Source organism: Mesorhizobium sp. WSM4311, assembly GCF_002295115.1.
Classification (GTDB): Bacteria; Pseudomonadota; Alphaproteobacteria; order Rhizobiales; family Rhizobiaceae; genus Mesorhizobium.
Genome location: NZ_NSFV01000004.1, coordinates 455,657 through 481,862, shown reverse-complemented (window position 1 = coordinate 481,862; position 26,206 = coordinate 455,657). Strand labels below are relative to the sequence as shown.

At 63.7% G+C, this 26,206-nt stretch carries 26 protein-coding genes and 1 pseudogene; 14 read left to right on the top strand and 13 right to left on the bottom strand.

Going from position 1 to position 26,206, the window contains the following annotated elements; all coding sequences use genetic code 11:
- The first annotated feature begins 45 nt into the window (after positions 1 to 45).
- Entirely contained in the window at positions 46 to 882 is an 837-nt protein-coding gene (locus CK226_RS13095) for a PhzF family phenazine biosynthesis protein (protein ID WP_095792066.1), read from the top strand.
- Between the two features lie 11 nt (positions 883 to 893).
- Here CK226_RS13095 and CK226_RS13090 read toward each other — a convergent pair whose 3' ends face one another.
- The 3 genes from CK226_RS13090 to CK226_RS13080 form a co-directional block, all read right to left on the bottom strand.
- Entirely contained in the window at positions 894 to 2,141 is a 1,248-nt protein-coding gene (locus tag CK226_RS13090) for an LLM class flavin-dependent oxidoreductase (protein ID WP_095792065.1), read from the bottom strand.
- Positions 2,138 to 3,115 (bottom strand): LLM class flavin-dependent oxidoreductase, encoded by a 978-nt coding sequence (locus CK226_RS13085; protein ID WP_095792064.1) that lies wholly within the window; start codon positions 3,113 to 3,115, stop codon positions 2,138 to 2,140. The genes CK226_RS13090 and CK226_RS13085 overlap by 4 nt, the downstream gene beginning before the upstream one ends.
- A gap of 78 nt (positions 3,116 to 3,193) precedes the next feature.
- Complete coding sequence (locus CK226_RS13080) at positions 3,194 to 4,114, bottom strand: LysR family transcriptional regulator (protein ID WP_095771571.1); 921 nt, start codon at positions 4,112 to 4,114, stop codon at positions 3,194 to 3,196.
- A 132-nt stretch (positions 4,115 to 4,246) separates the two neighbouring features.
- Between CK226_RS13080 and CK226_RS13075 the strand changes: the two genes are divergently transcribed.
- From CK226_RS13075 to CK226_RS13060, 4 genes are all read left to right on the top strand, one after another.
- Positions 4,247 to 5,464 (top strand): urate hydroxylase PuuD, encoded by a 1,218-nt coding sequence (locus tag CK226_RS13075; RefSeq protein WP_095771572.1) that lies wholly within the window; start codon positions 4,247 to 4,249, stop codon positions 5,462 to 5,464.
- A gap of 1 nt (position 5,465) precedes the next feature.
- Positions 5,466 to 6,779 (top strand): guanine deaminase, encoded by a 1,314-nt coding sequence (gene guaD / locus CK226_RS13070; protein WP_095792063.1) that lies wholly within the window; start codon positions 5,466 to 5,468, stop codon positions 6,777 to 6,779.
- Positions 6,780 to 7,007: 228 nt separating this feature from the next.
- Positions 7,008 to 7,511, top strand: a complete 504-nt coding sequence (locus tag CK226_RS13065; protein ID WP_095792062.1) for a heme-degrading domain-containing protein — start codon at positions 7,008 to 7,010, stop codon at positions 7,509 to 7,511.
- Entirely contained in the window at positions 7,508 to 8,773 is a 1,266-nt protein-coding gene (locus tag CK226_RS13060; protein WP_095789435.1) for a glycerate kinase, read from the top strand. Before CK226_RS13065 ends, CK226_RS13060 begins: the two co-directional genes overlap by 4 nt.
- 9 nt (positions 8,774 to 8,782) lie before the next feature.
- Here the strand turns inward: CK226_RS13060 and CK226_RS13055 are convergent, their stop codons facing one another.
- The 3 genes from CK226_RS13055 to CK226_RS13045 are packed head-to-tail and all read right to left on the bottom strand — an operon-like array spanning position 8,783 to position 12,313.
- A complete protein-coding gene (locus CK226_RS13055; protein WP_095792178.1) occupies positions 8,783 to 9,463 on the bottom strand; it encodes a UdgX family uracil-DNA binding protein in 681 nt (226 codons plus the stop codon).
- A gap of 58 nt (positions 9,464 to 9,521) precedes the next feature.
- Positions 9,522 to 10,922 (bottom strand): glutamine synthetase family protein, encoded by a 1,401-nt coding sequence (locus CK226_RS13050; protein ID WP_095771576.1) that lies wholly within the window; start codon positions 10,920 to 10,922, stop codon positions 9,522 to 9,524.
- Positions 10,923 to 10,933: 11 nt separating this feature from the next.
- The gene (locus CK226_RS13045) at positions 10,934 to 12,313 is read right to left on the bottom strand and encodes an aspartate aminotransferase family protein (RefSeq protein WP_095792061.1); all 1,380 of its coding nucleotides are present in this window, start codon (positions 12,311 to 12,313) and stop codon (positions 10,934 to 10,936) included.
- A gap of 169 nt (positions 12,314 to 12,482) precedes the next feature.
- Here CK226_RS13045 and CK226_RS13040 point away from each other — a divergent pair, with 169 nt between their 5' ends.
- Entirely contained in the window at positions 12,483 to 12,935 is a 453-nt protein-coding gene (locus CK226_RS13040; RefSeq protein ID WP_095792060.1) for a hypothetical protein, read from the top strand.
- A gap of 17 nt (positions 12,936 to 12,952) precedes the next feature.
- On the opposite strand, the gene CK226_RS13035 is transcribed toward CK226_RS13040, so the two are convergent.
- Positions 12,953 to 13,384, bottom strand: coding sequence for a MarR family transcriptional regulator (locus CK226_RS13035; protein WP_095792177.1), 432 nt, complete (start codon positions 13,382 to 13,384; stop codon positions 12,953 to 12,955).
- A gap of 64 nt (positions 13,385 to 13,448) precedes the next feature.
- Between CK226_RS13035 and CK226_RS13030 the strand changes: the two genes are divergently transcribed.
- A complete protein-coding gene (locus tag CK226_RS13030; protein ID WP_095792176.1) occupies positions 13,449 to 13,904 on the top strand; it encodes a hypothetical protein in 456 nt (151 codons plus the stop codon).
- A 2-nt stretch (positions 13,905 to 13,906) separates the two neighbouring features.
- Here the strand turns inward: CK226_RS13030 and CK226_RS13025 are convergent, their stop codons facing one another.
- From CK226_RS13025 to CK226_RS13010, 3 genes and pseudogenes are all read right to left on the bottom strand, one after another.
- Positions 13,907 to 14,881 (bottom strand): WD40 repeat domain-containing protein, encoded by a 975-nt coding sequence (locus CK226_RS13025; RefSeq protein ID WP_095792059.1) that lies wholly within the window; start codon positions 14,879 to 14,881, stop codon positions 13,907 to 13,909.
- A gap of 105 nt (positions 14,882 to 14,986) precedes the next feature.
- A pseudogene (locus tag CK226_RS13020) lies at positions 14,987 to 15,197 on the bottom strand (GNAT family N-acetyltransferase); the annotation flags it as partial.
- Between the two features lie 1,043 nt (positions 15,198 to 16,240).
- Complete coding sequence (locus tag CK226_RS13010) at positions 16,241 to 17,311, bottom strand: GTP-binding protein (RefSeq protein WP_095792058.1); 1,071 nt, start codon at positions 17,309 to 17,311, stop codon at positions 16,241 to 16,243.
- 401 nt (positions 17,312 to 17,712) lie between these two features.
- Between CK226_RS13010 and CK226_RS13005 the strand changes: the two genes are divergently transcribed.
- The gene (locus CK226_RS13005; RefSeq protein ID WP_095792175.1) at positions 17,713 to 18,183 is read left to right on the top strand and encodes a MarR family winged helix-turn-helix transcriptional regulator; all 471 of its coding nucleotides are present in this window, start codon (positions 17,713 to 17,715) and stop codon (positions 18,181 to 18,183) included.
- Here the strand turns inward: CK226_RS13005 and CK226_RS13000 are convergent, their stop codons facing one another.
- Positions 18,184 to 19,056, bottom strand: a complete 873-nt coding sequence (locus tag CK226_RS13000) for an AraC family transcriptional regulator (protein ID WP_095792057.1) — start codon at positions 19,054 to 19,056, stop codon at positions 18,184 to 18,186. It abuts the gene before it with no gap.
- Positions 19,057 to 19,106: 50 nt separating this feature from the next.
- Here CK226_RS13000 and CK226_RS12995 point away from each other — a divergent pair, with 50 nt between their 5' ends.
- Positions 19,107 to 19,514 (top strand): DUF2000 family protein, encoded by a 408-nt coding sequence (locus tag CK226_RS12995; protein ID WP_095789441.1) that lies wholly within the window; start codon positions 19,107 to 19,109, stop codon positions 19,512 to 19,514.
- 6 nt (positions 19,515 to 19,520) lie between these two features.
- Here the strand turns inward: CK226_RS12995 and CK226_RS12990 are convergent, their stop codons facing one another.
- Positions 19,521 to 20,861 (bottom strand): multidrug effflux MFS transporter, encoded by a 1,341-nt coding sequence (locus CK226_RS12990; RefSeq protein WP_095792056.1) that lies wholly within the window; start codon positions 20,859 to 20,861, stop codon positions 19,521 to 19,523.
- 369 nt (positions 20,862 to 21,230) lie between these two features.
- Between CK226_RS12990 and CK226_RS12980 the strand changes: the two genes are divergently transcribed.
- From CK226_RS12980 to CK226_RS12960, 5 genes are all read left to right on the top strand, one after another.
- Positions 21,231 to 22,115 carry a DMT family transporter gene (locus CK226_RS12980; RefSeq protein ID WP_179296027.1) on the top strand — a complete coding sequence of 295 codons (885 nt, stop codon included), beginning with the start codon at positions 21,231 to 21,233 and terminating at the stop codon, positions 22,113 to 22,115.
- A gap of 78 nt (positions 22,116 to 22,193) precedes the next feature.
- A complete protein-coding gene (locus tag CK226_RS12975) occupies positions 22,194 to 23,216 on the top strand; it encodes a LacI family DNA-binding transcriptional regulator (RefSeq protein ID WP_095771585.1) in 1,023 nt (340 codons plus the stop codon).
- The gene (locus CK226_RS12970; protein ID WP_095771586.1) at positions 23,213 to 24,196 is read left to right on the top strand and encodes a 2-hydroxyacid dehydrogenase; all 984 of its coding nucleotides are present in this window, start codon (positions 23,213 to 23,215) and stop codon (positions 24,194 to 24,196) included. Before CK226_RS12975 ends, CK226_RS12970 begins: the two co-directional genes overlap by 4 nt.
- A gap of 12 nt (positions 24,197 to 24,208) precedes the next feature.
- Positions 24,209 to 24,793 (top strand): hypothetical protein, encoded by a 585-nt coding sequence (locus CK226_RS12965; protein WP_095792055.1) that lies wholly within the window; start codon positions 24,209 to 24,211, stop codon positions 24,791 to 24,793.
- A 119-nt stretch (positions 24,794 to 24,912) separates the two neighbouring features.
- A complete protein-coding gene (locus CK226_RS12960) occupies positions 24,913 to 25,311 on the top strand; it encodes a hypothetical protein (RefSeq protein WP_095792054.1) in 399 nt (132 codons plus the stop codon).
- Here CK226_RS12960 and CK226_RS12955 read toward each other — a convergent pair whose 3' ends face one another.
- Positions 25,312 to 26,085: a gamma-glutamyl-gamma-aminobutyrate hydrolase family protein gene (locus CK226_RS12955; protein WP_095792174.1), complete on the bottom strand. Its 774-nt coding sequence runs from the start codon at positions 26,083 to 26,085 to the stop codon at positions 25,312 to 25,314.
- Positions 26,086 to 26,206 lie beyond the last annotated feature (121 nt).

Sequence of the window (26,206 nt, the reverse complement as noted above, 5' to 3'; positions counted from 1 at the left end):
CCGTTTGCTATATCCACCCGGCGTTGCGGCATGAGGTGTGGAGACATGGGCGTTCTGAAAATCGCGGCTTTTTCGGATGGCAACACCGGCGGCAATCCTGCCGGGGTGCTGATAGGCGATGTCTTGCCCGATGCGGCCGAGATGCAGCGTCTGGCAGCGGAAGTCGGGTTCTCTGAAACGGCCTTTGCCGCCAGGCAGGGAGATAACTGGCGGGTCCGCTATTTCTCGCCGGAATCCGAAGTCCCCTTCTGTGGTCACGCCACGATCGCCTTGGGAGCCGCCCTGGTCCGGCAGTTCGGCGATGGGATTTTCCCGCTGAAACTCAACCAGGCGAACATCACTGTCGAAGGGTTCCGCGACGGTGCGACCATCGCCGCGGCGTTGCAGTCGCCGCCGACACGCAGCAAGCCGGGGCCGCCGGCGCTGATTACCGAGGCGCTGGCATTGTTCGGCTATACCGCGGCCGATCTCGATCCGGCCATTCCGCCGGCGCTGATCCACGGCGGCGCCGACCATCTGGTCTTGGCCCTCGGATCGCGCGAGGCACTGGCCGCGATGCGCTACGAGTTGAAAGCCGGACAGGCCCTGATGCGTCGCGAAGGGCTGGTAACGATCCTGTTGGCCTATGGCGAAACGCCACGACTGTTCCACACGCGCAATCCTTTTGCTTCAGGTGGCGTCTATGAGGATCCGGCGACGGGCGCCTCGACAGCTGCCTTTGCCGGCTATCTGCGCGACATTGGCTGGCTGCATGGCGGCGCGATCGATGTCGTGCAAGGCGAGGACATGGGCATGCGGTCGCGTCTGCATGCCGATATTCGGCCTGAGATCGGCAGCTCGGTCAGGGTTTCTGGCACGGCCCGGGTGATGGACGAAGCATAGAAGTCTCCAGCTCACGCCGGCCGCTTCAAGCCCAGATGCTCCCGTAGCGTGTTGCCGTCATATTCCTTACGGAACAGGCCGCGCCGCTGCAGTTCCGGCACCACCAGCGTGGCAAAGACATCGAGCTCGCCCGGGAACCAGGACGGCATGACGTTGTAGCCGTCGGCCGCACCGCCCTCAAACCGCGCCTGGAGTTCGTCGGCGACCTGCGCCGCCGTTCCGACAATGCGCCAATGGCCCCGCGCGCCGGCGAAGTGGCGGGCCAGCTGGCGGATGGAAAGGCCGTCGCGGCGCGATTGCTCGACGACCAGCGCCTGCCGGCTTTTCATCCCCTCGCTGTCAGGCAAGTCCGGCAGCGGCCCGTCGATCGGGTAGCGCCAGAGATCGGAGATGCTGAGATAGCTGGACAGCAGCGCCACGCCGACATCGTCCGGAATCAGCTCCTGCAATTCCTCATGTTTCTCCCGGGCCTCGGCCTCTGTTTCCGCCACCACAGGTGAGACGCCTGGCATGATCTTGATGTCGTCAGGCTCACGTCCATAGGCGGCCATGCGTCCCTTGAGATCGTCATAAAAGGCCTTCGCCTCCTCGAAGGTTTGCGCAGCCGTGAACACCACATCGGCGGTGCGGGCGGCAAGGTCGCGGCCGACATCCGAGGCACCGGCCTGCACCATGACCGGTGCGCCCTGCGGCGAGCGCGGCAGGTCGAGCGGATCGCGAACCGAAAAGCTCTGGCCGTCATGGCCGGAAGCCTTGCCGTGCCATAGGCCGGTGACCACCTCGGCGAATTCGCGCGCCCGCTCGTAGCGGTCGGCATGGGGCTTGAGGCCCGTCGAGCCGAAATTGGCGGCTTCGATCGGGCTGGCCGAGGTGACCAGGTTCCAGCCGGCCCGGCCGCCGCTCAGATGATCGAGCGACAGGAAAGTCCGCGCCAGTCCGTAGGGCTCGTTGTAGCTTGTCGAGGCCGTCGACACGAGGCCGATGCGGCTGGTCTGGACCGCCAGCGCCGAAAGCAGGCTGATCGGCTCGAAGCCGATCGAACGCGACGTCTGGCTGGCGATGCCGACATTGGCCTCCCGCAAGCCGGCGGCATCCTCGCAGAAGATCATGTCGAACTTCGCCGCCTCCGCCGTGCGCGCCAGCTGGATGTAGTGGTCGATGTCGATGCCTGCCGTGACATGCGCCTTCGGGTGGCGCCAGGCGGCGATGTGGTGACCCGTCGCCCACAGGAAGGCGCCGAGCTTCATCTGCGCGGTCATCGGTCACCTCCGCCTGCAAGTCCAAGATGCGCGCGCAGCGTTGTGCCACGATAGCCCTCCCGGACAAGGCCGCTTTGCCGCAACTCCGGCAGAACACGATCGGCGAAATCGTCGAGCGCTGAGTGCTGCGCGGGCAGCCGGATGTTGAAGCCGTCGCAGCTTTTCGCCCGCAATTGGGTTTCCAGCTTGTCCGCGGTGGCGGCTGCCCCATCATCCGGGGCGAACGAGATATTCGTCAGCACCTTCACAGCGTCCGGATCGCGCCCGGCGGCCGTTGCGCGACGCTTCAGCTCATCGAAGCGTATTTTCGCGCGCTCGGCCGACCCGCTCTCCAGCAAAATGACATCGGCGGTGCGGGCCGCAATATCCAGGTCGGGCTCGGATAGGCCTGACAGCACCAGCACCGGGGTATCCTGCGGCGAGCGTGCGACGTTCAGCGGCCCGCGCACGGAGAAGAACTCGCCCCTGTGGTCCAGCAGATCCATCTTTTCCGGATCATGGAAGCGGCCACCTGTCTTGTCGAACAGCAGCGCATCCGCATCCCAGCCCTGCCACAGGCCTTGAACGATACCGATATATTCCTCGGCGCGGCGGCGAAAGTCGGCGTCGGAAAACCCCTCCGGTCGGCTGAAATTGGCGGCTTCGCGAGAGCCCTGCACCATCGTCGCATGCCAGCCGGAACGACCATGGCTGATGATGTCGAGCGAAGCGAAACGACGCGCCAGATTGTAGGGCTGATGGGCAACCGTCGAGGCACTGGCCACGAACCCGATCTTATCGGTGACGGTCGCCAGGGCGGCCAGCAGCGTTGTCGCTTCGAACGGGCTGCACGATAACCCTTCCACGGAGTCGGAAATCACGACCATATCGATGCCGGCGGCCTCTGCCGCCCGCACGAAGGTCTTGATCTCTCCGAAATCCAGAACGGCCTGTCCCTTGGCGGCAGCGATGTTGAGCGAAATGGCGAGATGCATTGCGCCAACCTAGGTTCGCCGGTGCGCAAGGCAAGTCCGGCGGATAGACCAGTGGACCCTCACTTGTCGGCCAGCCGCTCACTTGCCGGCCAGGATATCCTTGATCAGCCGCTGGCAGCGCTCGGCCATGAAGTCGAGCAGAAGCCGCACCTTGGGGTCCTGAAGCTTCTTGTGCGGATACACGGCGGCGAACTGCACCGGCGTCGGCGGCGTGTTGGCCAGGATCACCTGCAGCCGACGGTCGCGGATGAACGGTTCGACCTCGAAGCGCGGCTTGTTGATGATGCCGCGTCCCGACAGTGCCCAGCCGGTCAGCACATCGCCATCGTCGGTGTCGTAGGGTCCGTGCACCTCGAATTTCTGCGGGCCGGCGGGGGTCTGCAGCGTCCAGACATATTCGCGTGCGCCGGAATAGCGCAGCATCAGGCAGTCGTGTTTCTTTCCGATCAGCTCCTGCGGCTCCGCCGGTTCGCCGCGCGCCTCCAGATATTTCGGCGCCGCCACCAGCACGCGTTCGCACTCCATGATGCCGCGCATCCTGAGGCTTGAATCCTCGATGATACCGAGCCGGAAGGCGACGTCTATGCCCTCCTTCATGATGTCGACATTGTGGTCCGAGAGCCTGAGCCGCACCTCGATGTCAGGATATTTGTCGTGGAAATCAGGAATGCCCGAGGCCACCAGCCGGCGCCCGAGGCCGAGTGGCGCTGTCACGCGAATGGTGCCGCGCGGCTGGCCGGACAGAGCCGACACCGCCGCTTCCGCTTCGGTGATCGCCTCCAGCACCTGCTTGGCGCCCGAGTAGAAAACCGTGCCATGCTCGGTCGGCATCAATTGCCGCGTCGTGCGGTTGAACAGCCGCACGCCGAGGTGCTTCTCCAGTTCCTTGATGCGATTGGAGGCGACCGCCGGCGAAATACGCATGTCGCGGCCCGCCGCCGACAGATTGCCGAGTTCGACGACGCGAACGAAGACGGCGATGTTGTCGAGATAGGCCATGCGGAGCACCTTCGCCGGTTTGCAGCGACAAACCTAGTATTTTCCATTTTTTTTTGAAAGTCATCGCACACCTCGCCTCTTTCCGTTTGCGCGCCACACCGTAAAGTCGCGTCATCGGCAGGGACGACTTCAATGATGGATTTCGCGATTTTCTGGGACTGGCTGAGCTTCGCCGTGCGCTGGCTGCACGTCATCACCGGCATCGCCTGGATCGGCTCGTCCTTCTATTTCGTCGCGCTCGATCTCGGCCTGCGCCAGCGGCCGGGCATGCCGGTCGGCGCCTTCGGCGAGGAATGGCAGGTGCACGGCGGCGGCTTCTACCACATCCAGAAATATCTGGTGGCGCCGGCCGAGATGCCGGAGCACCTGACCTGGTTCAAATGGGAATCCTATGCCACCTGGCTGTCCGGCTTCGCCATGCTGTGCGTGGTCTACTATGCCGGGGCCGACCTGTTCCTGATCGATCCCAATGTGCTGCCGATGTCGGTGCCGGCTGGCATCTTGCTGTCGCTGGGAACGATCGGCGTCGGCTGGGTGGTCTATGATCTTCTGTGCCGCTCGCCGCTCGGCAAAAGCGACACCGGCCTGATGCTGGTGCTCTACTGCGTGCTGGTGTTCATCGCCTGGGGGCTCACCCATCTGTTCACCGGCCGCGCCGCCTTCCTGCATCTCGGCGCCATCACCGCCACGATCATGTCGGCCAACGTCTTCATGGTCATCATCCCCAACCAGAAGATCGTCGTCGCCGACCTGATTGCCGGCCGCAAGCCCGACCCGAAATACGGCAAGATCGCCAAGCAGCGCTCGCTCCACAACAACTATCTGACGCTGCCCGTTCTGTTCCTGATGCTGTCGAACCACTATCCCCTGGCGTTCGGCACTGAGTTCAATTGGGTCATCGCCTCGCTGGTGTTCATCATCGGCGTGCTGATCAGGCACTATTTCAACACCGTGCACAAGCGGGCCGGCAACCCACACTGGACCTGGCTCGGCGCCCTTGTCCTGTTCCTCATCATCATCTGGCTGTCGACCGTGCCGAAGGTGCTGACCGGCGAGCCCAAGGCATCCGCCTCGGCGGAGGTCTATATCGCTTCCGCGCATTTCCCGGCAGTGCGCGACACCGTGCTCGGCCGCTGCTCGATGTGCCATGCCCAGGAACCGGTCTATGAAGGCATCTACCACGCGCCCAAGGGCGTTGTGCTCGACACCGATGCGGACATCGCCAACCATGCCCGCGAGATCTATCTGCAGGCCGGCCGCAGCCACGCCATGCCGCCCGCCAATGTCAGCCAGATCACCGACAAGGAACGGGCGCTGCTGGTGGCCTGGTTCGAAGGCGCGGGGAAATAGCATGACCTCGACACTTCTGCGCGGCCGCACGCTGTCCTTCGTGCGCTGGCCTGAAACCATCGACGACCATTCGGCGTGGCGTTATGAGGAAGATGGCGGCCTGCTGATAAGCGGCGGTCGGATCGTCGCATCAGGCGCCTATGCGCAAGTCGAGAAGCAGGCCGGTGAGGGCGCCAAAAAAATCGACCACCGGCCGCACCTCTTGCTGCCGGGCTTCATCGACACCCATGTGCATTTCCCGCAGATGCAGGTCATCGCGTCCTATGGCGCCGAACTGCTCGACTGGCTGAACACCTACACTTTTCCGGAAGAGACGAAATTCGCCAACGCCCAGCATGGCCGCCGCATCGCGCGGCTGTTCCTCGACGAAATGGTGCGGCACGGCACCACGACGGTGGCCGCCTACTGCTCGGTGCACAAGGCCTCGGCCGAAGCCTTTTTCGCCGAGTCGCATGACCGCAACATGCTCAACATCGCCGGCAAGGTGATGATGGACCGCAACGCGCCCGAAGGCGTGCTCGACACGCCGCAATCCGGCTATGACGACACCAAGGCGCTGATCAGGGAGTGGCACGGCAAGGGGCGCCAGCACTACGCCATTACGCCGCGCTTCGCCATCACCTCCTCGCCGGAGCAGATGGAGATGGCCGGCGCGCTGTGCCGCGAGCATCCCGGCCTGCACATGCAGACGCACCTGTCGGAAAACCACGCCGAAATCGCCTTCACGCAGCAGCTTTATCCCCGGTTGCGCGACTATACCGATGTCTACGAACACTACGGATTGCTGGGCAAGAAGAGCCTGTTCGGCCACTGCATCCACCTCAGTGAACGCGAAGCGGACGCGCTGTCGGAGAGCGGCTCGGTGGCGGTGTTCTGCCCGACCTCGAACCTGTTCCTCGGCTCCGGTCTTTTCGACTACCAGCGCTTTCGCCGCCGCGACAAGCCGCTCAGGATCGCCGCTGCCACCGATGTCGGCGGCGGCACCAACTATTCCATGCTGCGCACCATGGACGAGGGCTACAAGGTGATCGCGCTGAACGGCGAGAAGCTCAACCCGTTCCAGTCCTTCTGGCAGATCACGCGCGGCAATGCCGAGGCGCTGTCGGTGGCCGGCAAGATCGGCACGCTGGATCAGGGCACCGACGCCGACATCGTCGTGCTCGACGCCCGGGCGACGCCGGCGATGCGGCTGAGGATGGAAACGGCGCAGACGCTGGCGCAGGAATTGTTCCTGCTGCAGACGCTGGGCGACGATCGCGCCGTGCGCGAGGTCTATGTCGCGGGGCGGGCGGCCAAGAGCGACATGGCGAATTAGGCATGCTGATATTCAGGTGATGCCGGCCTGCAAATGGTGGCTTCCTGCGGTTCCGGCACTGACGTACCCAATGTACGCTCCGCTCCGGTTCTCGGAAGCCACCATTTTCGACCCGGCCTGACCTGGATCTCAACACACCGACGCGCACGACCTTACGAAGTCGCACAGACGCTTGACCCGGCGGCAGCCATCGGTCAAAGCGTGCGGCGAAGTTGACAGGGGAACGACATGGCCGCTGCGGACGACATCGCACTGATCCGGAAACAGGAAGAAGTTCTTGTCTTCCCAGCCTTCGATGAGGCCGTCGCCTTCAAGATCGGCGCCGCCATCCGCGCCCGCGCAATCGCCGAAAACCTGCCCATCGTCGTCGACATCAGGCTGTGGGACCGGCCGTTGTTCTATGCGGCCACGCCGGGATCGAATGCTTCCAATCCCGATTGGGCGCGCCGCAAGATCAATGTGGTGAAACGGTTCCTGAGAAGTACCTACCGCATGGTGCTGGAGCAGCAACGCCCCGACCGCGCCTTCAAGATCGGCGAGGGCCTCGACATCTCCGAATATGTCCTCGCCGGTGGCGGTTTTCCGGTGACGGTCAAAGGCGCAGGCGTCATCGGCGTGATCGCGGTCTCCGGGCTGCCGGAACGCGAGGATCACGGCGTGGTCGTCGATGCGCTGTGCGATCACCTGGGTGTCGACAAACGTAGTCTGGCACTGGCTTCGGAAGCTGAATGACCGTGCTCGACCCCAAGGCCTTCCTCACCTCCATCTTCGACGCCGCCGTTGCCGCCGCCGATCCGGAACGGACGATCAGGGACCATCTGCCGGCCAGGCCAAAGGGCCGCACCATCGTCATCGGTGCCGGCAAAGGCTCGGCGCAGATGGCGGCGGCGTTCGAGAAGGTCTGGGACGGGCCGATCGAAGGGCTGGTCGTCACCCGCTATGGTTATGGCGCGAAATGCGAACGCATCGAGATCATCGAGGCGGCACACCCTGTGCCGGACGCCGCTGGCCTCGAGGCCTCACGGCGACTGCTGGAAAAGGTCCAGGGACTGACTGCGGACGATTTGGTCGTGGCGCTGATTTCCGGCGGCGGTTCGGCGCTGCTCCCATCGCCGGCGGCTGGGCTCACGCTGGCCGACGAGATCGCCGTCAACGAGGCGCTGCTCGCCTCCGGCGCGCCGATCGCGGCGATGAACACCATCCGCAAGCATGTCTCGACCATCAAGGGCGGCCGGCTGGCCGCTGCTGCCTGGCCGGCCAAGGTGGTGTCGCTGGTGGTCTCCGACATTCCCGGCGACAATCCCGCCCTTGTCGCCTCCGGCCCGACGGTCCCCGATACCGGCAGCCGAGAAGACGCGCTGGCGTCGATATCGGCCTATGGCATGAAGCTGCCGGCCTCGGTGATGGCGCATATCAATTCGCCGGCGGCCGACGCTCCAGATCCCGACGACCAGCGCTTTTCGCGCAATGAAGTGCATCTGATCGCCTCGGCCGGCGTGTCTCTGGAAGCAGCAGCGGCGGAAGCCAAGCGCCAAGGGATAGAGGCCGTCATCCTCTCCGATGCCATCGAGGGCGAAGCGCGTGAGGTCGGCGGTGTCCACGCGGCCATCGCGCGCGAAGTGGCGACGCGCAACCGGCCATTTACGAAGCCGGTCGTCATTCTCTCGGGCGGCGAAACAACCGTGACCTTGCGGGCAAAAGGCAAGGGCGGCCGCAATTCGGAATTCCTGCTTGCCTTCGCCATCGGCATCAACGGCGTGCAAGGCATTCATGCCCTGGCGGCCGACACCGACGGCATCGACGGTTCGGAAAACAATGCCGGGGCCTTCGCCGACGGTTCGACCGTCTCGCGCATGCGCGCCGCCGGCGTCGGTGCCAAGGCGATGCTGGCCGGCAACAACGCCTGGACGGCGTTCCATTCGATTGATGATCTCTTCGTGCCCGGCCCGACGGGCACGAATGTCAACGATCTCAGGGCGATATTGATCCGATAGGCGACCGGTTCAGGCAGCCATCAGCCGCTTCACCTCTCTCATATCCCTCAGGAAACGCTCGCGCTCGGCCTCCTTGTCCGCGGCTTCACGGATGCGCAGGACGAAGGAGGGATGGATGGTGATGAACACGCGCAAGCCATCCTCGCGCTCGATTACCTGACCGCGCATCTTCATAACCGGTGTTGCCTTGCCCAGCAGCGACAACGCCGCCGTCGCGCCAAGCGCGACAGCAAGATTTGGCTTGATCAACTCGAACTCCTTGTCGAGCCACCAGCGGCAGGCCTGAACCTCGCCGGCATTCGGCTTGGAATGAATGCGACGCTTGCCGCGCGGCTCGAATTTGAAGTGCTTGACCGCGTTGGTGACGTAGACTTTCTGCCGGTCGACCCCTGCGTCGTCCAGTATGGCATCCAAGACCTTGCCCGCCGGGCCAACGAACGGTTTTCCGGCGAGATCTTCCTGATCACCCGGCTGTTCGCCGACGAAGATCACCTTGGCGTTATCGGGCCCTCCACCGAAGACGGTCTGTGTTGCATTGCGCCACAGGGGACAGCGACGGCAACCTTGTGCCGCCTCGCGCAGTTCCGTGACCGAGTTGGCATTGGTCTCGGCTGATATCAACTCGGCGCGTGGCACAGAAACGCGCCGGTCTGGCATCTTCGCCTTACGCGGAAGGTCCGTGGTCGCCATCATCCTGCCTCGTCCGGTTCGATATTGAAATGGACGAGGCGAACGATGGTTCCTTTCCTCAAACCTCGTGCAGATAGAGATGATAATCCAGTTCGCTCACCGTGCGTGCCACGCGCAGATATTCGGACTGTTTGATGGCCACGAAAGTGCGGTGCAGGTCCTCGCCCAGCGCACCTTTCAGGAAGCTGGAGGCCTTGGCCGCTTCGATCGCGGCGCGCCAGTCCGCCGGCATCGTCGTGCGGGTGACGGCCGCTTCATAGCCATTGCCGGTCGTTTCGGGGCCGGGATCAAGCCCTTCGTCGAGGCCTTTGATGATGCCGGCCAGAACCGTCGCGGCGATCAGGTAGGGATTGGCGTCGACGCCGGACGGCCGGTGCTCGATGCGCCGGTTCTTGGCGTCGCCAGCCGGCACGCGCAGCGCCACCGAGCGGTTGTTAACGCCCCAGGTCGGCGCCACCGGCGCATAGGATTGCGAGACGAAGCGCCGCCAGGAATTGGCGTGCGGCGCAAACACCAGCATCGATTCCGCCATCGTCTGGATCAGCCCGCCGAGCCCTTGCAACAGGGGTAGCGACCAGCTCTCGCCGCCGGCTTCGGCAAAGACGTTGCGGCCGGCTCTGTCCTGCAGCGAGACGTGGAAATGCATGCCCGAGCCGGCATATTTCTCGATCGGCTTGGCCATGAAACAGGCGGTCACGCCGTGGCGGCGCGCCTGCGCCCGCACCAGCCGCTTCAGCATGACGAGGTCGTCGGCGGCCCGCATCACATCCTTGCGGTAGTTCAGCGTCAGCTCGTACTGGCCGGGCGCATATTCCGATATCACCGTCTCGGCCGGGATGCCTTGCGCCTTGGCGGCGGCGTAGATGTCGGAGAACAGCGGCTCCATGCCGTGCAGATGATCGACGGAGTAGACCTCCGTCTTGCCCGAAACGCGGCCGTCGAGCACGGCGCGCGCCGGCTGCACCTTGCCGTCGGCGTCGCGCTCATTGGCCAGCAGGAAGAATTCCAGTTCGAAGGCGCCCGCCGGGTAAAGCCCCTTGGCCGCGAGGATGCCGACCTGCCGGGCAAGCGCCAGCCGCGGGTCCGACGACATCGGCTGGCCGTCGAGATGATACATCGCCATCAGCACCTGGCCGCGCGGCGGATTGGTGCCGTAGAGCGGCACCAGCGTGCCGGGGATCGGCCAGGCCCGGAGGTCGCCGTCGCCTGTGGTCCAGATCAGTCCGGTCTCGTGCACGTCCTCGCCGGTGATGTCGAGGCCGAGGATCGAGATCGGCATGTGCCGGCCGCCCTCGAAAATGCTTTTCAGCTCATGCCGGCGCACGATCTTGCCGCGGCCGACGCCATTGGCGTCGGTTAGCACGATATCGAAGGCTTCGATTTCGGGATGGGCGTCGAGAAAGGCTTGCGCCTCGGCGGGCGAGGACCCCGAAGGGGAGGTCACGATGGCATTGTCCATAGCCGCTTGTCTCATGCCGCAAGCTTTGCCGCAACCGCGCCGAAGGCGGCGATCAGCCGGTTGACCTGCGCGCCAGATGTCGCCGGCGAGATCAGCATCATGTTGTGGAAGGGCGCGATCAGCACGCCGCGATTGACCAGCGCGACATGGATGGCGGCCTCCAGTTCCGGCGCATGCGCGGTCTCGGCTTGCGCGCCGTTGCGCAACGGCCCGGGTGCGCAGATGAATTCGACGCGGGCGCCGACGCGGGCGACATGCCAGGGCAGGCGATAGCGGTCGATCACCCCGGTCAGTCCGGCATCGAGCCGTCGCGCCAGATGGTCCATGCGGTCATAATTCTCCACCGTCATCACCTCTTCGAGCGTGGCGCGCATGGCGGCGAACTGCAGCGGGTTGGCCGACAGCGTCGTGCCCATGCCGGAATAGCCGGGCTCCTTGGTCCTGTTGTAATCGGCGTAGCGCGAGGCGACCTCGTCGCTCATGCCCCACACGCTTGCCGGCACGCCGCCGGCAATCGGCTTGCCCAGCACGAAGAAGTCGGGCTCCAGCCCGTATTTCCTGGTGTAGCCGCCGGGGCCGGTCGAGATCGTGTGCGTCTCGTCGATCAGGAGCAGTGTGCCGGTCTCGCGCGTCAACTTTCGCAACGCGTCATGGAAGCCATGGGCGGCCGGCACCATGCAGGAATTGGTCAGCACTGGCTCGGCGATGACGCAGGCCACATCCCTGCCCTTGAGGGCTGCTTCAAGTGCTGCAACATCGTTGAACTCGATGACCTTCGCCGTGCGGGTCAGGTCGCGGAATTCGCCCGCCAATCCGGGCCGGTTAACCGGCCTGCCGTCGATCAGCCGCACCATCGTCTCGTCGACCGAGCCGTGGTAGCAGCCGTTGAACACCAGGATCTTTTCGCGCCCGGTGACGGCGCGGGCAACACGCAGCGCGAAGCGGTTGGCATCGGTCGCCGTCGTCGCGATCTGCCAGAATGGCAGGCCGAAACGCTGCTGCAGCAGCGGCCCGATGGCAAGCGCGTCTTCCGAGGGCAGCATATAGGTCAGGCCGCGCCCGGCCTGGCGACGGATGGCGCGCGCCACCGGTGGCGGCGAATGGCCGAACATCGAGCCGGTGTCGCCAAGGCAGAAATCGTCGAGCCTGTTGCCGTCTATGTCGGTGATCGCAGCACCTTTGGCGCTGTCGACCAGGATCGGAAATGGTGTCGGCCAGTCGTTCATCCAGTGCATCGGCACGCCGCCGAAGAAGCCGGGCAGGCCGTTGCCGACCTTGGCTTGCGATTTCGGCCGCGCCGCGCGGAAGGCCGCGTTTTCGGTCTCGCGCAATTGCGCGATGCGATCGCGGCTTATGCCGCCAATGGTCTTTGAACTGTCGCTGCTGTGCATGAAAACCCCTCTCGTCCGTCCCTCTTAGCCAATCCATATCCGCAACCGCAATTGGCCGCGCGCCCGCCCTGCATTGGCTCAGCCGCCTGCGGCGCCGCTTGGGCGCTGCTTGACCGTGCTGGCGAAGTCGGCGCCAATATGAGCGGAAATTGCGGTGGGGCGAACAAAAATGCGGACGATCATCTGTGTGGCAATGCTCCTGGCGTCGGCTGGCACGGCCTTCGCCTCGGGCGGTATCTGGTGCAATGTCGACGATACGGCTGTGACATTCGATGTCGGCGCCGGCGTCACCAGAGGCATGGGCGGCCCGACCTTCAACTTCCGCGGCGATCTCGAAATCAAGGCGAGGCCGGCTGGCGATGGATTGCGCAAGACGGTGTTCGAGGATTCCAACCTGACCCAGTACTGGCTGGACGACAAGGAACTGCGGCTGAACATCTACCACGAGCACGAGGCGGCAAACGCCTTCAATTCGATCGAACTGACGATCCTGACCAAGGCCAGCGACGAAGGCGTCTATGACGGGCAATACAAGCTTGCCGTCTATGACAATACCGCCGACATCGACAAGGATGGCAAGCCGGCTGAATTGACGGGCAAAGTGTCGTGCGGGGCTGAGTAGGGGGCCGATCGATTGTGTCAGCCTGCCTGCATCGAGGCGATGGCGCGCCGCATCAGGTCGAGAAACACCAGCCGCTCGTCCTCGCTGAAGCCCGTCAGTGCCACCTCGTTCTGTGAGCGCGCGGCCTGTGTCGCCGGCTCGCGCAGGCCAACGGCTTTCGCGGTGAGATGGATTGACTGCGAGCGCCCGTCTTCCGGGTGCAGGCGCCGTTCGATCAGCCCATCACGTTCCATGCGGATCAGCGTGTTGGCCATCGTCGCTTGTTCCACGCTGAGACGCTGCACGAGTTCGCGTTGCGTCAGGCCATCATCATCCCACAACGCCAGCAGCGTCATGAACTGAGCGGGCGCCAGGCCGAGTGGCCGGATGCGCTGCTGCAGGCCGTTGGCAAACAACCGCGCCATGTGATTGGCCAGGAATCCCGCGGATCGCTCCTTGTGAAATGTCATGCCTGCCAGATAATAGTTGAATAGCATGCTATGCAATGATATATAGCTTGCTATGGAGATGAAAATGAAAACCAGAATTCATGCAGCGGCGGGCGCCATCGCGCTCACCACGGTGTCGGCTTTCTGGCTGTCGACCGCCACGGCCGAACTGCTCGGCGACGCGGCAGCGATCACAACGGTCAAGAACTGTGTGCTGGCCGGCATGGCGGTGCTCATCCCGGCGATGATCGTTGCCGGCGCATCGGGCTTTTCACTCGGCAAGGGCTGGAAGAGCCCGGTCGTGGCACGCAAGAAGTGGCGCATGCGCATCATCGCCGCCAACGGATTGCTGGTCCTCGTGCCCTGCGCCTTCCTGCTCAGCAGCTTTGCCGCGGCTGGTCGCTTCGACAAGTTTTTCGTAGTCGTCCAGACGATCGAACTGGCAGCCGGCGCAACGAATATCGCACTGCTGTCGCTCAACATGCGCGACGGCCTGTCGCTGCGGCGCAAGCCTCTTCGGCTGGCCGCGCGAGCGCGGTGAATTCAGGCCGTGATGTCTATGACACCGCAATCGCCGGCCGCGCTGCCGAAGGCGATGCGGCGCTCTTCCCTGTCCCACATCATCGAGGTGATGGCGCCCTTGCCCTGCCGGCGCAACAGCACTTCCTTGGCGTCGGCGAAGCGGGCGGCAATGACCATGCCGTCCTCATAGCCGATCGCCACGACATCCTGGCTCGGATGGCATGCCACGCAAGTCACCATCGTGTTGCCGCGCGTGCCGAGTTCCAGCGGCGCCTTGCCCATCGGTCCGTCCTTGCCCGAAAACGGCCAGACGATCGCCGCCGGCGCGCCAGAGCTCGCCAGCCATTTGCCTTTGACGCTCCATGACAGGCTTTTGACCTTGCCGGGATAGCCGGTCATGCGCATGTGCTTGCCGTCGGCCAATTTCCAGCCATGCAGGGCGTTTTCCTGCATGGTGGTGACGAGGAAAGCGCCGTCAGGCGAGAAGGTGATGCCGGTATGGGCGCCGGCCCATTCGAGTTCCACCGGCTTGCCCTCGGCGGCCGGGAAATGCAGCGTCGCGCCATTGTAGCGGGCAACGCCGAAGCGCATGCCCTTGGGCGAAAACGCCAACCCCTCGACCGAGCGCGGATGGGCAAATTCCCTGGTCTTGCCATCGGCGAAGCGCACGAAGGCGGTCTTGCCCGTCGCATAGGCGACGGCGCCCTGCGGCCCGGCGGCGACGCTGGTGATCCATTTTTTCCCGGCGCTCGCCACTTCGGCGAGTTCGCCGCCCGCCTTGACGGCAAATACCTTGCCGTCCTCGCCGCCGGTGATCAGCCGGTCGTTGGCCGCATCGTGGAAGGTGGCGAGCAACCCGTCATTGGCCTGGATGGTCTTGTGGCCATTGTCGAGCCGATGGACGGCGCCATCGGCCAGCGCGAAATGCGGCACGTCGCCAAGGAAGATAGCGGCGACGCAATGGCCTTCGAGGTCGAGGGGAGCAACTGTGGGCATGGTATCTTTATTCAGTTGAATTGCAGCGGTTGCAGGGGCTTACTCGACGTTTAGGGTTCCGGCAACCTCGGAGGATCGGCGAGGCGGCAAGAGGCTGTAATCTGGTCAAAGCAGCCCGTTGGCTCGCAGTTCAGTTGCAAACGTCGCCAATGGCATCGCCAGGGTCAAAGCCGATCCCTGGAGGCGCTCTGCACCACAGCTGGCAGACCACCTTGCGGACCCGGTCGCTCTTGGCATCGATGATGAGCAGGATCCCGCCGCCTTCGCCGGCAAGCCGCAGGCAGCGCAACGCGGCGGCGGCGAGCAGTTGACCTCCAGCCCTGCCCGATGGCGGGTTGGACATCTTCCGATCCCCAACGGAACGGGGATAACATCACCGATCGTGATTTCCAGGTGGGAACGGAACTTCCGCACCCTGCGATTGTATGATGACCCGAACCATGTTCCTGGCGATGCTCGCGCCGCTCGCTCCGGTCGTTTGAGAAAGGAACAATGTGCTGGGCTTCTTGGAGCGCAGGGGCCTTCGGCTGTTCGTGACATTGTTGGTCGCTTTGTCAGTCGCTGCCGGCTACGCTTTCCTCAGACGCAAAATACTGTGGGAGACGGTGCAGACCTGCGCACTTGCAAGTACGCGGTTTGGCGTCGCCTTCCCCTGCGACGAGGTGATACTGACCGAGCAAGGGGATTATGGGTCAGTGCTCATCAAATCACCCCTACACCGGACCGAGTTTGTGGTGGCCCCAATCACAGCCGTTGCGGGCTTGGAGAGCCCATCCGCCCGTTCCACGGATAGCGCCCAACTATGGAACCGGGCATGGGAAGCCCGACAGAAAGTCGAGGCAAGACTCGGACACGGCTTGCCACGATCAGCCGTTGGCCTGGCGGTGAATTCCCGATTTGAGCGGTCCCAGGATCAGTTGCACATCCACGTCGATTGCTTGCTGGAGTCGGTTGAAAGGACGCTTGCCTCAGATGGGCCGAAGCAAGACGCGGCTTGGCAACCGTTTCCATTGATGTTGAACGGGCGACCCTATTGGATAATGGCAGTGGATGAGCCGGATCTGCGAACCACTAACGTGGTTGGCTTGGTTGTTGCCGGTTTGCCTCAGGCACGACATGCTATGGATGATCTAAATGTACTCGTCGCCGGTGCAACGCTGGCTGACGCGAGGCCGGGATTCTATATTCTGGTAAATTGGGGAAGGGCAGCCGAGCACCTCCTCGATCACAGATGTACTTCGCGCTAGCCATCGCCTGTTGGTCAAAGCCGATCATTCGACCATTTCAAGGACGCCCTCGCTGTGACGCACCCGTCCGTCTTCCTTTACATCTAGCCTGGAAGCGCACGGCAAAGCCTGACTAGGCCTGGCAGGCCTCGAAACTCTTCTTCAGCCGCTCGGCGTCCAGTTCGCGGCCGATGAACACCAGCCGGCTCTCATGTTTCTCGCCGTCTTTCCAGGCGCGCTGATGGTCGCCCTCGATGATCATGTGCACGCCCTGGATGACGTAGCGTTCATCATCGCCTTTCAGGGCAATGATGCCTTTCAGCCGCAGGATGTTGGGGCCTTCCATCTGGGTGATCTTCTCGATCCATGGGAAGAATTTCTTCGGGTCCATCTCGCCGCCGCGCAACGACACCGACTGCACCGTCACATCATGGATGTCTGAGGGATGCGCGTGTTCGTGGTGGTCATGCCCGTCATGATCATGGTGGTGGTGATCGTGGCCATCATGGTCGTGATGATCGTGATCGTGGTCGTGATGGTGATCGTCATGCGTCTCGAGGAAATGCGGATCGTTCTCCAGCGCCCGGGAGAGGTCGAAGGCGCCGCGGTCGAGCACTTCCGACAGGGCGACGCCGGCGCGCGTGGTGCGATGGATCCTGGCCGCCGGATTGATGGCGCGGATCGTCGCCTCGACCTTGGCGAGCTCTTCCGGGGTGACGAGATCGGTCTTGTTGAGGACGACCACATCGGCGAAGGCAATCTGGTCCTCGGCTTCCTTGGAATCCTTGAGCCTGAGCGGCAGGTGCTTGGCATCGACCAGCGCCACCACCGCATCGAGCTTGGTCTTGGAGCGTACGTCGTCGTCCATGAAGAAGGTCTGCGCCACCGGCACCGGATCGGCGAGACCGGTTGTCTCGACCACGATGGCGTCGAAGCGGCCGGGCCGGCGCATCAGGCCCTCGACGACGCGGATCAGGTCGCCGCGCACCGTGCAGCAGACGCAGCCATTGTTCATCTCGTAGATTTCCTCGTCGGATTCCACGATCAGGTCGTTGTCGATGCCGATTTCGCCGAATTCGTTGACGATGACCGCGTAGCGCCTGCCATGGTTCTCCGACAGGATGCGGTTGAGCAGCGTCGTCTTGCCGGCGCCGAGATAGCCGGTGAGAACGGTTACGGGGATCTGCGTCTGTGCGTCGCTCATGGCTTGCCTCGAGATGACTGGGCCTTGAAATCCAGGCCGCGAAAAAGGGATTGTCGGTTCCATATAGGATGTGTGCGGGGCTTTTGCACGGGGCAAACCGATGGGCCAAAGCTCTTGGCCCGGCCACTGCGATATCGGCGTGCCGGATGACTGCGAAAGTGCGCCTTTGCCGCGAGCAAGCCGCGTCTCACGTCACGCGCGCCCCACCTTTGCGGCGATTCCCGTGCGGCGAAAAGTCGTTTGTCATCTAACTGAAATAAACATCTGGCATTAGCCACGGCGGGCACCGCAATGCTTGCCGGCAAAGCTGTTTCACGCGCCGGATTCTTTTTATCGTCGATTGCCAACCGGCCGGCTGCGTCTATGCTGTCGCTACCGGTATGGCCGAAGAGGGGATGATCATGGCCAAGGCGGACAAAACTGCAACAATGAGCCGGCTGCATTCGGCGGCAAGGCTGGCAAGAACCGCGCTGGCGGCCCGGCTCCTGGCGCACGGCTTCTATGCCGGCCAGGACCAGATCATGTTGGCGCTCGACCGAGAGGACGGCCAGACGCCTGGCAATCTCGCCGGCCGCCTCGGCGTGCGCCCGCCCACCATCACCAAGACCATCAACCGGCTGCAGGCGCAGGGCTTTCTGGAAAAGCGCGCCTCGTCGGCCGACGCCCGTCAGGCTCATATTTTCCTCACCGACGCTGGCCGCGATATCATCCACGCCATCGAGAAATCGGTGAAGAAGACCGAAAAACAGGCGCTGAAGGGCCTCGACAAGAAAGACCAGAAGGCGCTGTTCAAGCTGCTGGCCCGCATCGAGGCCAATCTCTCCAACGAGGAGCTTGTGCTGATCGACGACGACGCCGAGGCGGACGAGTGATCAGGCCGCTGCAGGAGCCGCGTCCCGGATCAGCGAGGACCAACGCCCCGGCGTCATGCCGAATGCCTTCTTGAATTGCCTGTTGAAATGGCTCTGGTCGGTGAAGCCAGCCTCGACCGCGATCTGCGCCAGGGGCTCGCCGGCGGTAATCATCCGCCGCGCGCGCTGAAGCCGGCGCATCACCAGGAAACGATGCGGGCTGGTCGAGAAGGCGGCGCGGAAATGCCTGGATAAGGCGTAGCGGTCCAGTCCGGTGACGGCTTCCAATTCGCCGGAACGCACCGGGCGCATTGCGTTCTCCGTAAGATAGTCCCGCGCCAGCGTCGCCGCCCGCCATGCCGTCCGGGCCATCTGCTTTGCCGGCTCGCCGGCATGCCGTGCCAGGCCATGCATCAGTTGCGTGAGAAAGTCATCGACGAACAGCTCGTCGAGTTCCTGCTGCAGCGGCCCCAGCGCTGAAAGCAGCGTGGCGCAGAAGGCTTCGTCCCGCACCACGGCATCCCTGACGAAGGGCAACGACGCGCCGCCAAGGCAGTCCAGCATCAGAGACGGTTCGAGATAGAGCATCCTGTAGCGCAACCCGTCCTCGGTGCCGGCGCCGCCATCATGCAGTTCGTCGGGATGCAGCACGATGATCTGGCCGGGCAGGCTCAATCGCGTCGCACCGCGATAGCGGAAGGTCTGCACGCCATGCAGCGTCACCCCGATCGCGTAGGTGTCATGACGATGCAGGTCGAAGGCGCTGCCATGAAAGCGCGCCTCGATCCGCTCCATGCCGGCGGGGTCGGGTGCGGAAATGATGCAGTTCTCCGCCGCATCCGCGCACAAACGTCCAAGACCCCTAGAGGCCTGCCGGTCTATTTCGAACGACATCGTCTCCTTCAGCCTCGTAGTCGCGGCCTAACCTCGAATGGTCTTTTCTCATGTTCGATACGAAATTTGCAATCGTCCTGCGGGAAGACTTGCCCGTCTGGCAGAAACTCAACGTCACCGCCTTCCTGACCAGCGGCATTGTCGCGCAGTTTCCCGACATCATAGGCGAGCCCTATCGCGACCGCTCGGGCAATCTCTACAATCCGCTGTCGATCCAGCCGGTCATCGTGCTGTCGGCAGATCAGGCGACACTGGCCACGATCCACCGGCGCGCGCTGGAGCGCGGCGTGACGACTTCGCTCTATGTGGAGGAGATGTTTTCCACCGGCTTCGATGCCGCCAACCGCGCCGTCTTCGCACAATTCGCGCCCGAAGACGCGAAGGTGGTCGGCATCGCGCTGCGCGCCGACAAGAAGGTGGTCGACAAGATCACCAAGGGCGCCCGCATGCAGGCATAGCGACACTCAATCGGCTGGCTGCCGCCGATCGAGAGCAGCTGCATACAGCGCCGCCAGCAATGCGAGGGCCGCTGATATCAGCATCGTCACGAACAGCGCGGGGATCGACCTCGCCAGGAAGAGGCCGGCGATGGAGGCTATGAGCGCCCCGCCGCCGATCCGCATCGCGGCAGCCAGTCCCGCGGCGGTGCCGACCAGATCCGGTCGTACGGACAAGGCGCCGCTGTTGGCCGCGGGCATGGTCAATCCATTGCCGACGCCGATGAACAAGCAAGGCCCAAAGAAGGCCAGGACGTGCGTGATACCAAGGCTTGACAGGGCCAGGCCGGCCAGCAGACCGGCGCAGGTCAGGAGGCGCGCAAGAACGAGTATGGCGCCCAGCGAGGTTTTCGAGGCGTAGCGCCCGGCCAGATAGCTGCCGAGAATGAAACCGGTAGGGACCAATCCCATGTAGAAGCCGAGCTTCGCGCTTGACCTACCGAGCTCGTCGCCGACGACCAATGGCGCTCCTCCCAGGAAGACGTAAAGGACGCCCATCGAGGCAGCCATGCACAGCGTGTAAGCCCAAAACCGCGCCGAACGCAGGAGAAGCCCATAGGCGACAACGTAATTCCCACGCGATCTCGGCAATGGAATTCTTCTGATCTCGCGCATGGATAGGGCGAAGGCGGCTGCACCCAGGATCGCAAAGACAACGAAACTTGACCGCCATCCGAACAGTTCGTCCAGGGAACCGCCGAACAAAGGACCGACCATGGGCGCGAGCGCCCACCCCATGGCGAGATAACCGAATTTGCTGGCGGCTTCGCGCTCGTCCGATGTCTCCTTGATGATCACCAGAGCGACCGAATAGCAGGGGCCGATGCACGCCTGCATCGCGCGAAACAGAAGGAAGGTGCCGATATTAGGAGCCACAGCGCAGCCGATGGACGCCGCGACGAAGATCGAGAGAGATGCCAGGACGACCGGCCTGCGCCCAAATCGGTCCGATATTACACCCCCGATGGCCTCCATGACGGCGGTGATGATCGCAAAGCCGGCAACCGACAGATTGACCAAGGCGAAATCGGCATGAAACGTTACGGCAATGTTCGGCAGCGACGGCAAAATCATGTTCACCGGCAACACGGCAAGAGCCGAAAGCAGGATAAGTGTAATCAGTCGGGGTGGAGCAGCCGGTTCGGAGACCCTCGTGCTACCGATTGTGCCTATAGCCGGACGCCGAATGGGGTTGTCGCTCGCCATGATCTCGCTCGCCTTGTCGGGGGATTGAAGTGAGGGGTCTGACGGGTGGCCCGAATTCCGGGCATAAAAAAAGGCCCCGTCAGGAGCCTGCTTACCGCGCATGGGTGCTTTCGCCGGATGGTTACACCATCCTGCCCATGCGCTCCCTTACGACGACCAAAGCCATTGCGATGTTCATGGGATCAGAGCTAGGCGCAAAAGATGCGTGTCGTCAAGGCAGCATGGTTGCGACGCCGATCGACATGCGGCCAGGCTGAGGCCTGACCCAGGCGGCGATGGCGGTTTGGGCCATCGCATGCGAGACGGGGCTAAGCCTGTCGGAACGTCTTGTTGTGCCAGGCGCTTTTGGCTTTGCCGGCAAGCGACAATTCCCGCAAAGGTGCGCTTCAGCCCAGCTTTTCCTCCGGCCTGCAAGTGAATGCTTCCCAAAGATACGTCGAAAGCGCGACGCCGCCGGTGGCGATCCTGTGCATGCTTACCACCTATGTCTTCTTCACCTTCCTCGACACCTCGAGCAAATATCTCGTCCTTGCGGGCGTTTCGGCGCTGATCGTTGCCTGGGTGCGCTTTGCCGTGCATGTCGTGCTGGTCGGCACCCTCCTGCGCGGCTGGCGCGATCCGCTGCGGTTTCGCCCGGTCAACCTGCCGGCGCATGTGCTGCGCGGCGTGTTCCTGTTCGGCTCGACCATGTGCAACATCCTGGCCCTGCGCTCCCTGCAACTGGCCGAGACGACGTCGATCTATTTCTTCGGGCCGATGGTGATCACCGCGCTTGCCGGCCCGCTGCTCGGCGAATGGGCCGGCTGGCGGCGCTGGCTGGCCATTCTGGCCGCGTTCGCCGGGGTCCTCATCATCACAAGGCCAGGTGTCGGCGTCTTCGGCATCGGCCATCTCTTCGCACTCGGCTCGATGCTGTCGAACTGCTTCTATGTCATCATGACGCGCCGCATGTCGTCGACGGAGACGTCGGAAAGCCTGATCCTGTTTTCGGCGCTGGCGCCGACGGTGCTGCTTTTGCCCATGCTGCCGTTTTCCTTCTCGCTGCCGCATGATGGCTGGCACTGGTTCATCCTGCTCATGCTTGGCGTGTTCGGCGGTGTCGGGCACTGGCTTCTGGTCCAGGCCTATCGGCTGGCGACGACCACGGCACTGGCGCCCTATCCCTATTCGCAGATGGTCTGGATGATCATTTCCGGCTGGATCATCTTCAAGCAGTTCCCGGATCGCTGGACGCTGGTCGGCGCCGCCATCATCGTTGCCAGCGGCCTCTACATCGTCCATCGCGAGCACCGGCTTCGGCTGCGGAGCCGCGCGGCCTCCGATGTCGAGGCCGAGGCGCTGGCAAAAAAACTTTGATTTGCCCCCGATCGGTGGCATAACGCCGCCTTTAAACAGTTTAAGTCGCAATTCAGCTCGTTCGGGGAGCGCAAGGCGCTGGCACAAAAAATCAAGCTTTCGACGATCGCCGATGCACTCGGCGTGTCCACGGCCACCGTGTCGCTGGCGTTGCGCGATAGCCCGCTGGTGGCCGGCGCGACGCGCGACCGCATCAAGGAACATGCGCGCGCTATCGGCTATATCTACAACCGCCGCGCCGCCAGCCTGCGCACCTCGCGTTCGGGCATTGTCGGCGTCGTCGTGCACGACATCATGAACCCGTTCTTCGCCGAGATCCTGCGCTCGATCGAGAGCGAGCTCGACCGCAGCCGGCAGACCTTCATCCTGTCCAATCACTACGACCAGCTCGAAAAGCAGCGCACCTTCATCGACACGCTGCTGCAGCTCGGCGCCGACGGCGTCATCATGTCGCCGGCCATCGGCACCCCGGCCGCCGACATACTGATGGCCGAGGAAAACGGCCTGCCGGCGGTGCTGATCGCCCGCACCGTCGAGGGCGCCGACGTGCCGGTGTTTCGCGGCGACGATTCCTATGGCACCGGGCTTGCCACCAACCATCTGATCTCGCTCGGCCACAAGCGCATCGCCATGATCGGCGGCACCGACCAGACCTCGACCGGCCGCGACCGCTATCAGGGCTATGTCAACGCCATGGAGGCGGCAGGGCTCGAAGTCAGGCCGTCCTGGCGCATCGCCGGTCCGCGCACCAAGCAGGCCGGCTTCGAGGCCGCCGGGCAGTTCCTGGCGCTGAAGGACAGACCGACCGCCGCCTGCTGCTGGAACGACCTCGTCGCCATCGGCCTGATGAACGGCATTGCGCGCGCCGGCCTGGTGCCGGGCATCGACATCTCCGTCACCGGCTATGACGATCTCGAGGAGGCGGCGATCGCCACGCCGGCGCTGACCACCGTCTGGAACGGCCAGCGCGAGGTCGGCCGCCGCGCCGCCAGCGCGCTGCTCGACAAGCTCAATGGGCAGACGGTGCGGCCCTCGCAGGAATTGATCAAGCCGGAGCTGCATGTGCGCCAGTCGACCGGCAAGCCGGTGGAGCGGGCATGACCAAGGCCGAACAGCTGCAAGCCGTCGCCATTCTGGTGCCGGCGGACTTCAGCGACCATGCCGTCCGGCGCATCGACCGTACCTTCAAACAGATCAGGATCGAGCGCGCCGATCCGGCGCTGGTCACCGACGAGATGCGCCGCATGGTGCGTGGCATTGCTTCCTTTGCCGGCATCAGCGCGGCTATGATGGATGCGCTGCCCAATCTCGAACTCATCGCCTCCTTCGGCGTCGGCTATGATTCGGTCGATGTCGGCCATGCGGCGGCGAAGAACATCATGGTCACCAACACGCCCGACGTGCTGACCGAGGAGGTCGCCGACACCGCGGTCGGGCTTTTGATCAACACGATCCGCGACCTGCCGCGCGCGGAAAACTGGCTGCGCGACGGCAGCTGGGTGCGCAAGGGCAACTATCCGCTGAGCCGGCTGACCTTGCGCGCCCGCCGCGTCGGGATTTTCGGCATGGGCCGCATCGGACAGGCCATCGCCCGGCGGCTCGAGGCGTTCGGCCTGCCGGTCGCCTATCACAATCGGCGTCGCGTCGAAGGTCTTGCGTATCAGTATCACCCGACGCTGAAAGGTCTTGCGGAAGCGGTCGATACGCTGATTTCGGTGGCGCCTGGTGGCGCTTCTACGCAGAAGGCGGTCAATGCCGAGATCCTGTCGGCGCTTGGCGCCAACGGCGTCTTCGTCAATATCGGCCGCGGCAGCACCGTCGACGAGGCGGCACTCGCGGCGGCGCTTGCCGGCGGCACCATCGCCGCCGCGGGGCTCGACGTCTTCGCCGACGAGCCGAATGTGCCCAAGGCGCTGCTCGACGCCCCCAACGCCTCCCTGTTGCCGCATGTCGGCTCGGCCTCGGAGCACACACGCCGCGCCATGGCCGATCTGTGCGTCGACAATCTGGTGTCCTGGTTCACCGAGCGCCGTCCGCTGACGCCGGTGCCGGAGACGGCGCATGTGAAGGCTCGCGGCTAGCGAAGCAAACCGATGACGGTGAAGCCGCCTGACAATTCCACGATTTTGGTCGCCACCAATGGCCGGGACCAGATCATTTCAATTCCGTATCCAAGGCGGCCCTTCGCCAACTACCTGATCGGCATATTCGTTCTTTGCTGGCTAGGTGGTTGGGCCTTCGGTGAGATGACAGCCGCATATCAGCTCGTGACCAGGCCGTTCGGCGGACCTATGGCGTTTGTTGCCTTCTGGCTCTGCGCTTGGACAGTCGGCGGCATCTTCGCAATGCTCATGGTTCGCCGCATTTTCCGGCGCTCCGTGCCCGAAGTGATAAGGCTCGATGCGGCCGGGGTCAGCCATGACCCTGGGTTGCCGCCGTTCAAGATGCCATCCTACGGCGCCTCCGCCTGGACGCAGCTGTTTTCGAAGCGGACCGAGCGCCGGTTCGACCGGATGCAGCTCAAATCGCTGAGACTTCGCGACGGCGATACTCGCAATCGCCTGACGGTCGACGCTGGTGCCCAGAGGGTCGAGATTGGTTCGGCAGCCACCGATGTCGAGCGCGAGTGGCTCTTCAAACTCCTTTCAGATCGCTATCCGCCGACCGTCCCGCAATAGTTCCACGGTTTCGTCTTCGGCATTCGTTGACACCGGCAGTGGCTCCGCCACATTTATTAACGCCAGCTTAACCCTTTGAAATCATTCTCCATCCTGCCCGTGTGCGTGGATGAGACAGAATGAAAACGCTTTTCGCATTGATCGCCGCCGCCGCCTTGTTTGGCGGCGTTCATCTGTTTCATGACGGCAATGGGGAAAGCGTCGCCGACGAGGTCACGCCATCCAACACCTACAGGCTGGTCGCCAATGGCGATGAGAGGGCCTGCGCGGTGAGCCGCGGGGCCGAAATTTCGGATGGCCTGTCCCTGCTCACTGTTGCTTCGACATGCCGTCGTCTGATGCCTGGCATAGAACGGGCAAAGTTCTGGCGCCAGCAGAATGACGGCACGGTCGCCTTCAGCGCCAACGGCATCGACCCGATTGTCACCTTCGCCGTGGCTGATGGCGACGGTTACGAATCCTATGCGCCTGCCACGCCCTTGCTGTCGCTGGCGGGCGACCGCAACACCGGCGGCTGATTACTCCGCCGCGGCCCGCGAGCCAGCCTTCGCGGCGGCGTGCAGGCGCACCGCATCGCCGAAGGCGCGAAAAATCTTGGCCGAGTTGCTGTCCGAATTGACCCAGTACTCCGGATGCCATTGGACACCGACGGCGAAGGCGCGTGCTCCCTTGACCGAAACCGCTTCGACCGTGCCGTCCGTGGCGACCGCTTCGATCTCGAGCTTCGACCCGAGCCGATCGATCGCCTGGCGGTGCAGTGAATTGACCTTGATCTCGCCGGCGCCGAACACACCGGCCAGGCAACTGCCCGGTTTGATCGAAATGGTCTGGTGGATGGCGAAGCGCTCGTCCTGTTGGTCGCTCGCCGGCGCGCGGTGGTCGAGCGAACCCTCGCGCTCCTGGATCTCGGTGCCCAGCGTGCCGCCGAGCGCCACGTTCAACTCCTGGATGCCACGGCAAATGGCAAGCAGCGGCACGCCGCGCTCGATCGCCCGGCGGATCAGCGGCAGCGTGGTGGCGTCGCGCGCCGGATCATAGGGGCCGTTGGCTTCGCTGGCATCGCCACCATAAAGCGAGGGGTGCACGTTGGATTTCGAGCCGGTGACCATGACGCCGTCGACCGAGGACAGCAGTTCATCGAAGTCGAGCCTGTCACCGAACGACGGCACCAGCAGCGGGAACACGTCGGCGCCGGCAACCGCCGCTTCCAGATATTGCTGCGGGGCGGCATGCCAGGTGTAGTTGTCGAACTGACGGACGTCGGTCGATATGGCGACGAGCGGCTGGTGCATTTTGGGTCTGTTTTCCATCTGGCAAGGGATATCCTGCCTGCAAAATAGGCGATCCCCGGGCATTTTTCCATGCCAAGTTTCGGCGTGTCGCATGGGCCACGAAACCGCACGTTAGACTATA

Coding starts and splice junctions, on each gene's coding strand:
- CK226_RS13095 (WP_095792066.1), top strand. CDS start 46: ATGGGCGTTCTGAAAATCGCGGCTTTTTCGGATGGCAACACCGGCGGC.
- CK226_RS13090 (WP_095792065.1), bottom strand. CDS start 2,141: ATGACCGCGCAGATGAAGCTCGGCGCCTTCCTGTGGGCGACGGGTCAC.
- CK226_RS13085 (WP_095792064.1), bottom strand. CDS start 3,115: ATGCATCTCGCCATTTCGCTCAACATCGCTGCCGCCAAGGGACAGGCC.
- CK226_RS13080 (WP_095771571.1), bottom strand. CDS start 4,114: ATGGCCTATCTCGACAACATCGCCGTCTTCGTTCGCGTCGTCGAACTC.
- CK226_RS13075 (WP_095771572.1), top strand. CDS start 4,247: ATGATGGATTTCGCGATTTTCTGGGACTGGCTGAGCTTCGCCGTGCGC.
- guaD (WP_095792063.1), top strand. CDS start 5,466: ATGACCTCGACACTTCTGCGCGGCCGCACGCTGTCCTTCGTGCGCTGG.
- CK226_RS13065 (WP_095792062.1), top strand. CDS start 7,008: ATGGCCGCTGCGGACGACATCGCACTGATCCGGAAACAGGAAGAAGTT.
- CK226_RS13060 (WP_095789435.1), top strand. CDS start 7,508: ATGACCGTGCTCGACCCCAAGGCCTTCCTCACCTCCATCTTCGACGCC.
- CK226_RS13055 (WP_095792178.1), bottom strand. CDS start 9,463: ATGGCGACCACGGACCTTCCGCGTAAGGCGAAGATGCCAGACCGGCGC.
- CK226_RS13050 (WP_095771576.1), bottom strand. CDS start 10,922: ATGGACAATGCCATCGTGACCTCCCCTTCGGGGTCCTCGCCCGCCGAG.
- CK226_RS13045 (WP_095792061.1), bottom strand. CDS start 12,313: ATGCACAGCAGCGACAGTTCAAAGACCATTGGCGGCATAAGCCGCGAT.
- CK226_RS13040 (WP_095792060.1), top strand. CDS start 12,483: ATGCGGACGATCATCTGTGTGGCAATGCTCCTGGCGTCGGCTGGCACG.
- CK226_RS13035 (WP_095792177.1), bottom strand. CDS start 13,384: ATGACATTTCACAAGGAGCGATCCGCGGGATTCCTGGCCAATCACATG.
- CK226_RS13030 (WP_095792176.1), top strand. CDS start 13,449: ATGAAAACCAGAATTCATGCAGCGGCGGGCGCCATCGCGCTCACCACG.
- CK226_RS13025 (WP_095792059.1), bottom strand. CDS start 14,881: ATGCCCACAGTTGCTCCCCTCGACCTCGAAGGCCATTGCGTCGCCGCT.
- CK226_RS13010 (WP_095792058.1), bottom strand. CDS start 17,311: ATGAGCGACGCACAGACGCAGATCCCCGTAACCGTTCTCACCGGCTAT.
- CK226_RS13005 (WP_095792175.1), top strand. CDS start 17,713: ATGGCCAAGGCGGACAAAACTGCAACAATGAGCCGGCTGCATTCGGCG.
- CK226_RS13000 (WP_095792057.1), bottom strand. CDS start 19,056: ATGTCGTTCGAAATAGACCGGCAGGCCTCTAGGGGTCTTGGACGTTTG.
- CK226_RS12995 (WP_095789441.1), top strand. CDS start 19,107: ATGTTCGATACGAAATTTGCAATCGTCCTGCGGGAAGACTTGCCCGTC.
- CK226_RS12990 (WP_095792056.1), bottom strand. CDS start 20,861: ATGCGCGGTAAGCAGGCTCCTGACGGGGCCTTTTTTTATGCCCGGAAT.
- CK226_RS12980 (WP_179296027.1), top strand. CDS start 21,231: ATGCTTACCACCTATGTCTTCTTCACCTTCCTCGACACCTCGAGCAAA.
- CK226_RS12970 (WP_095771586.1), top strand. CDS start 23,213: ATGACCAAGGCCGAACAGCTGCAAGCCGTCGCCATTCTGGTGCCGGCG.
- CK226_RS12965 (WP_095792055.1), top strand. CDS start 24,209: ATGACGGTGAAGCCGCCTGACAATTCCACGATTTTGGTCGCCACCAAT.
- CK226_RS12960 (WP_095792054.1), top strand. CDS start 24,913: ATGAAAACGCTTTTCGCATTGATCGCCGCCGCCGCCTTGTTTGGCGGC.
- CK226_RS12955 (WP_095792174.1), bottom strand. CDS start 26,085: ATGCACCAGCCGCTCGTCGCCATATCGACCGACGTCCGTCAGTTCGAC.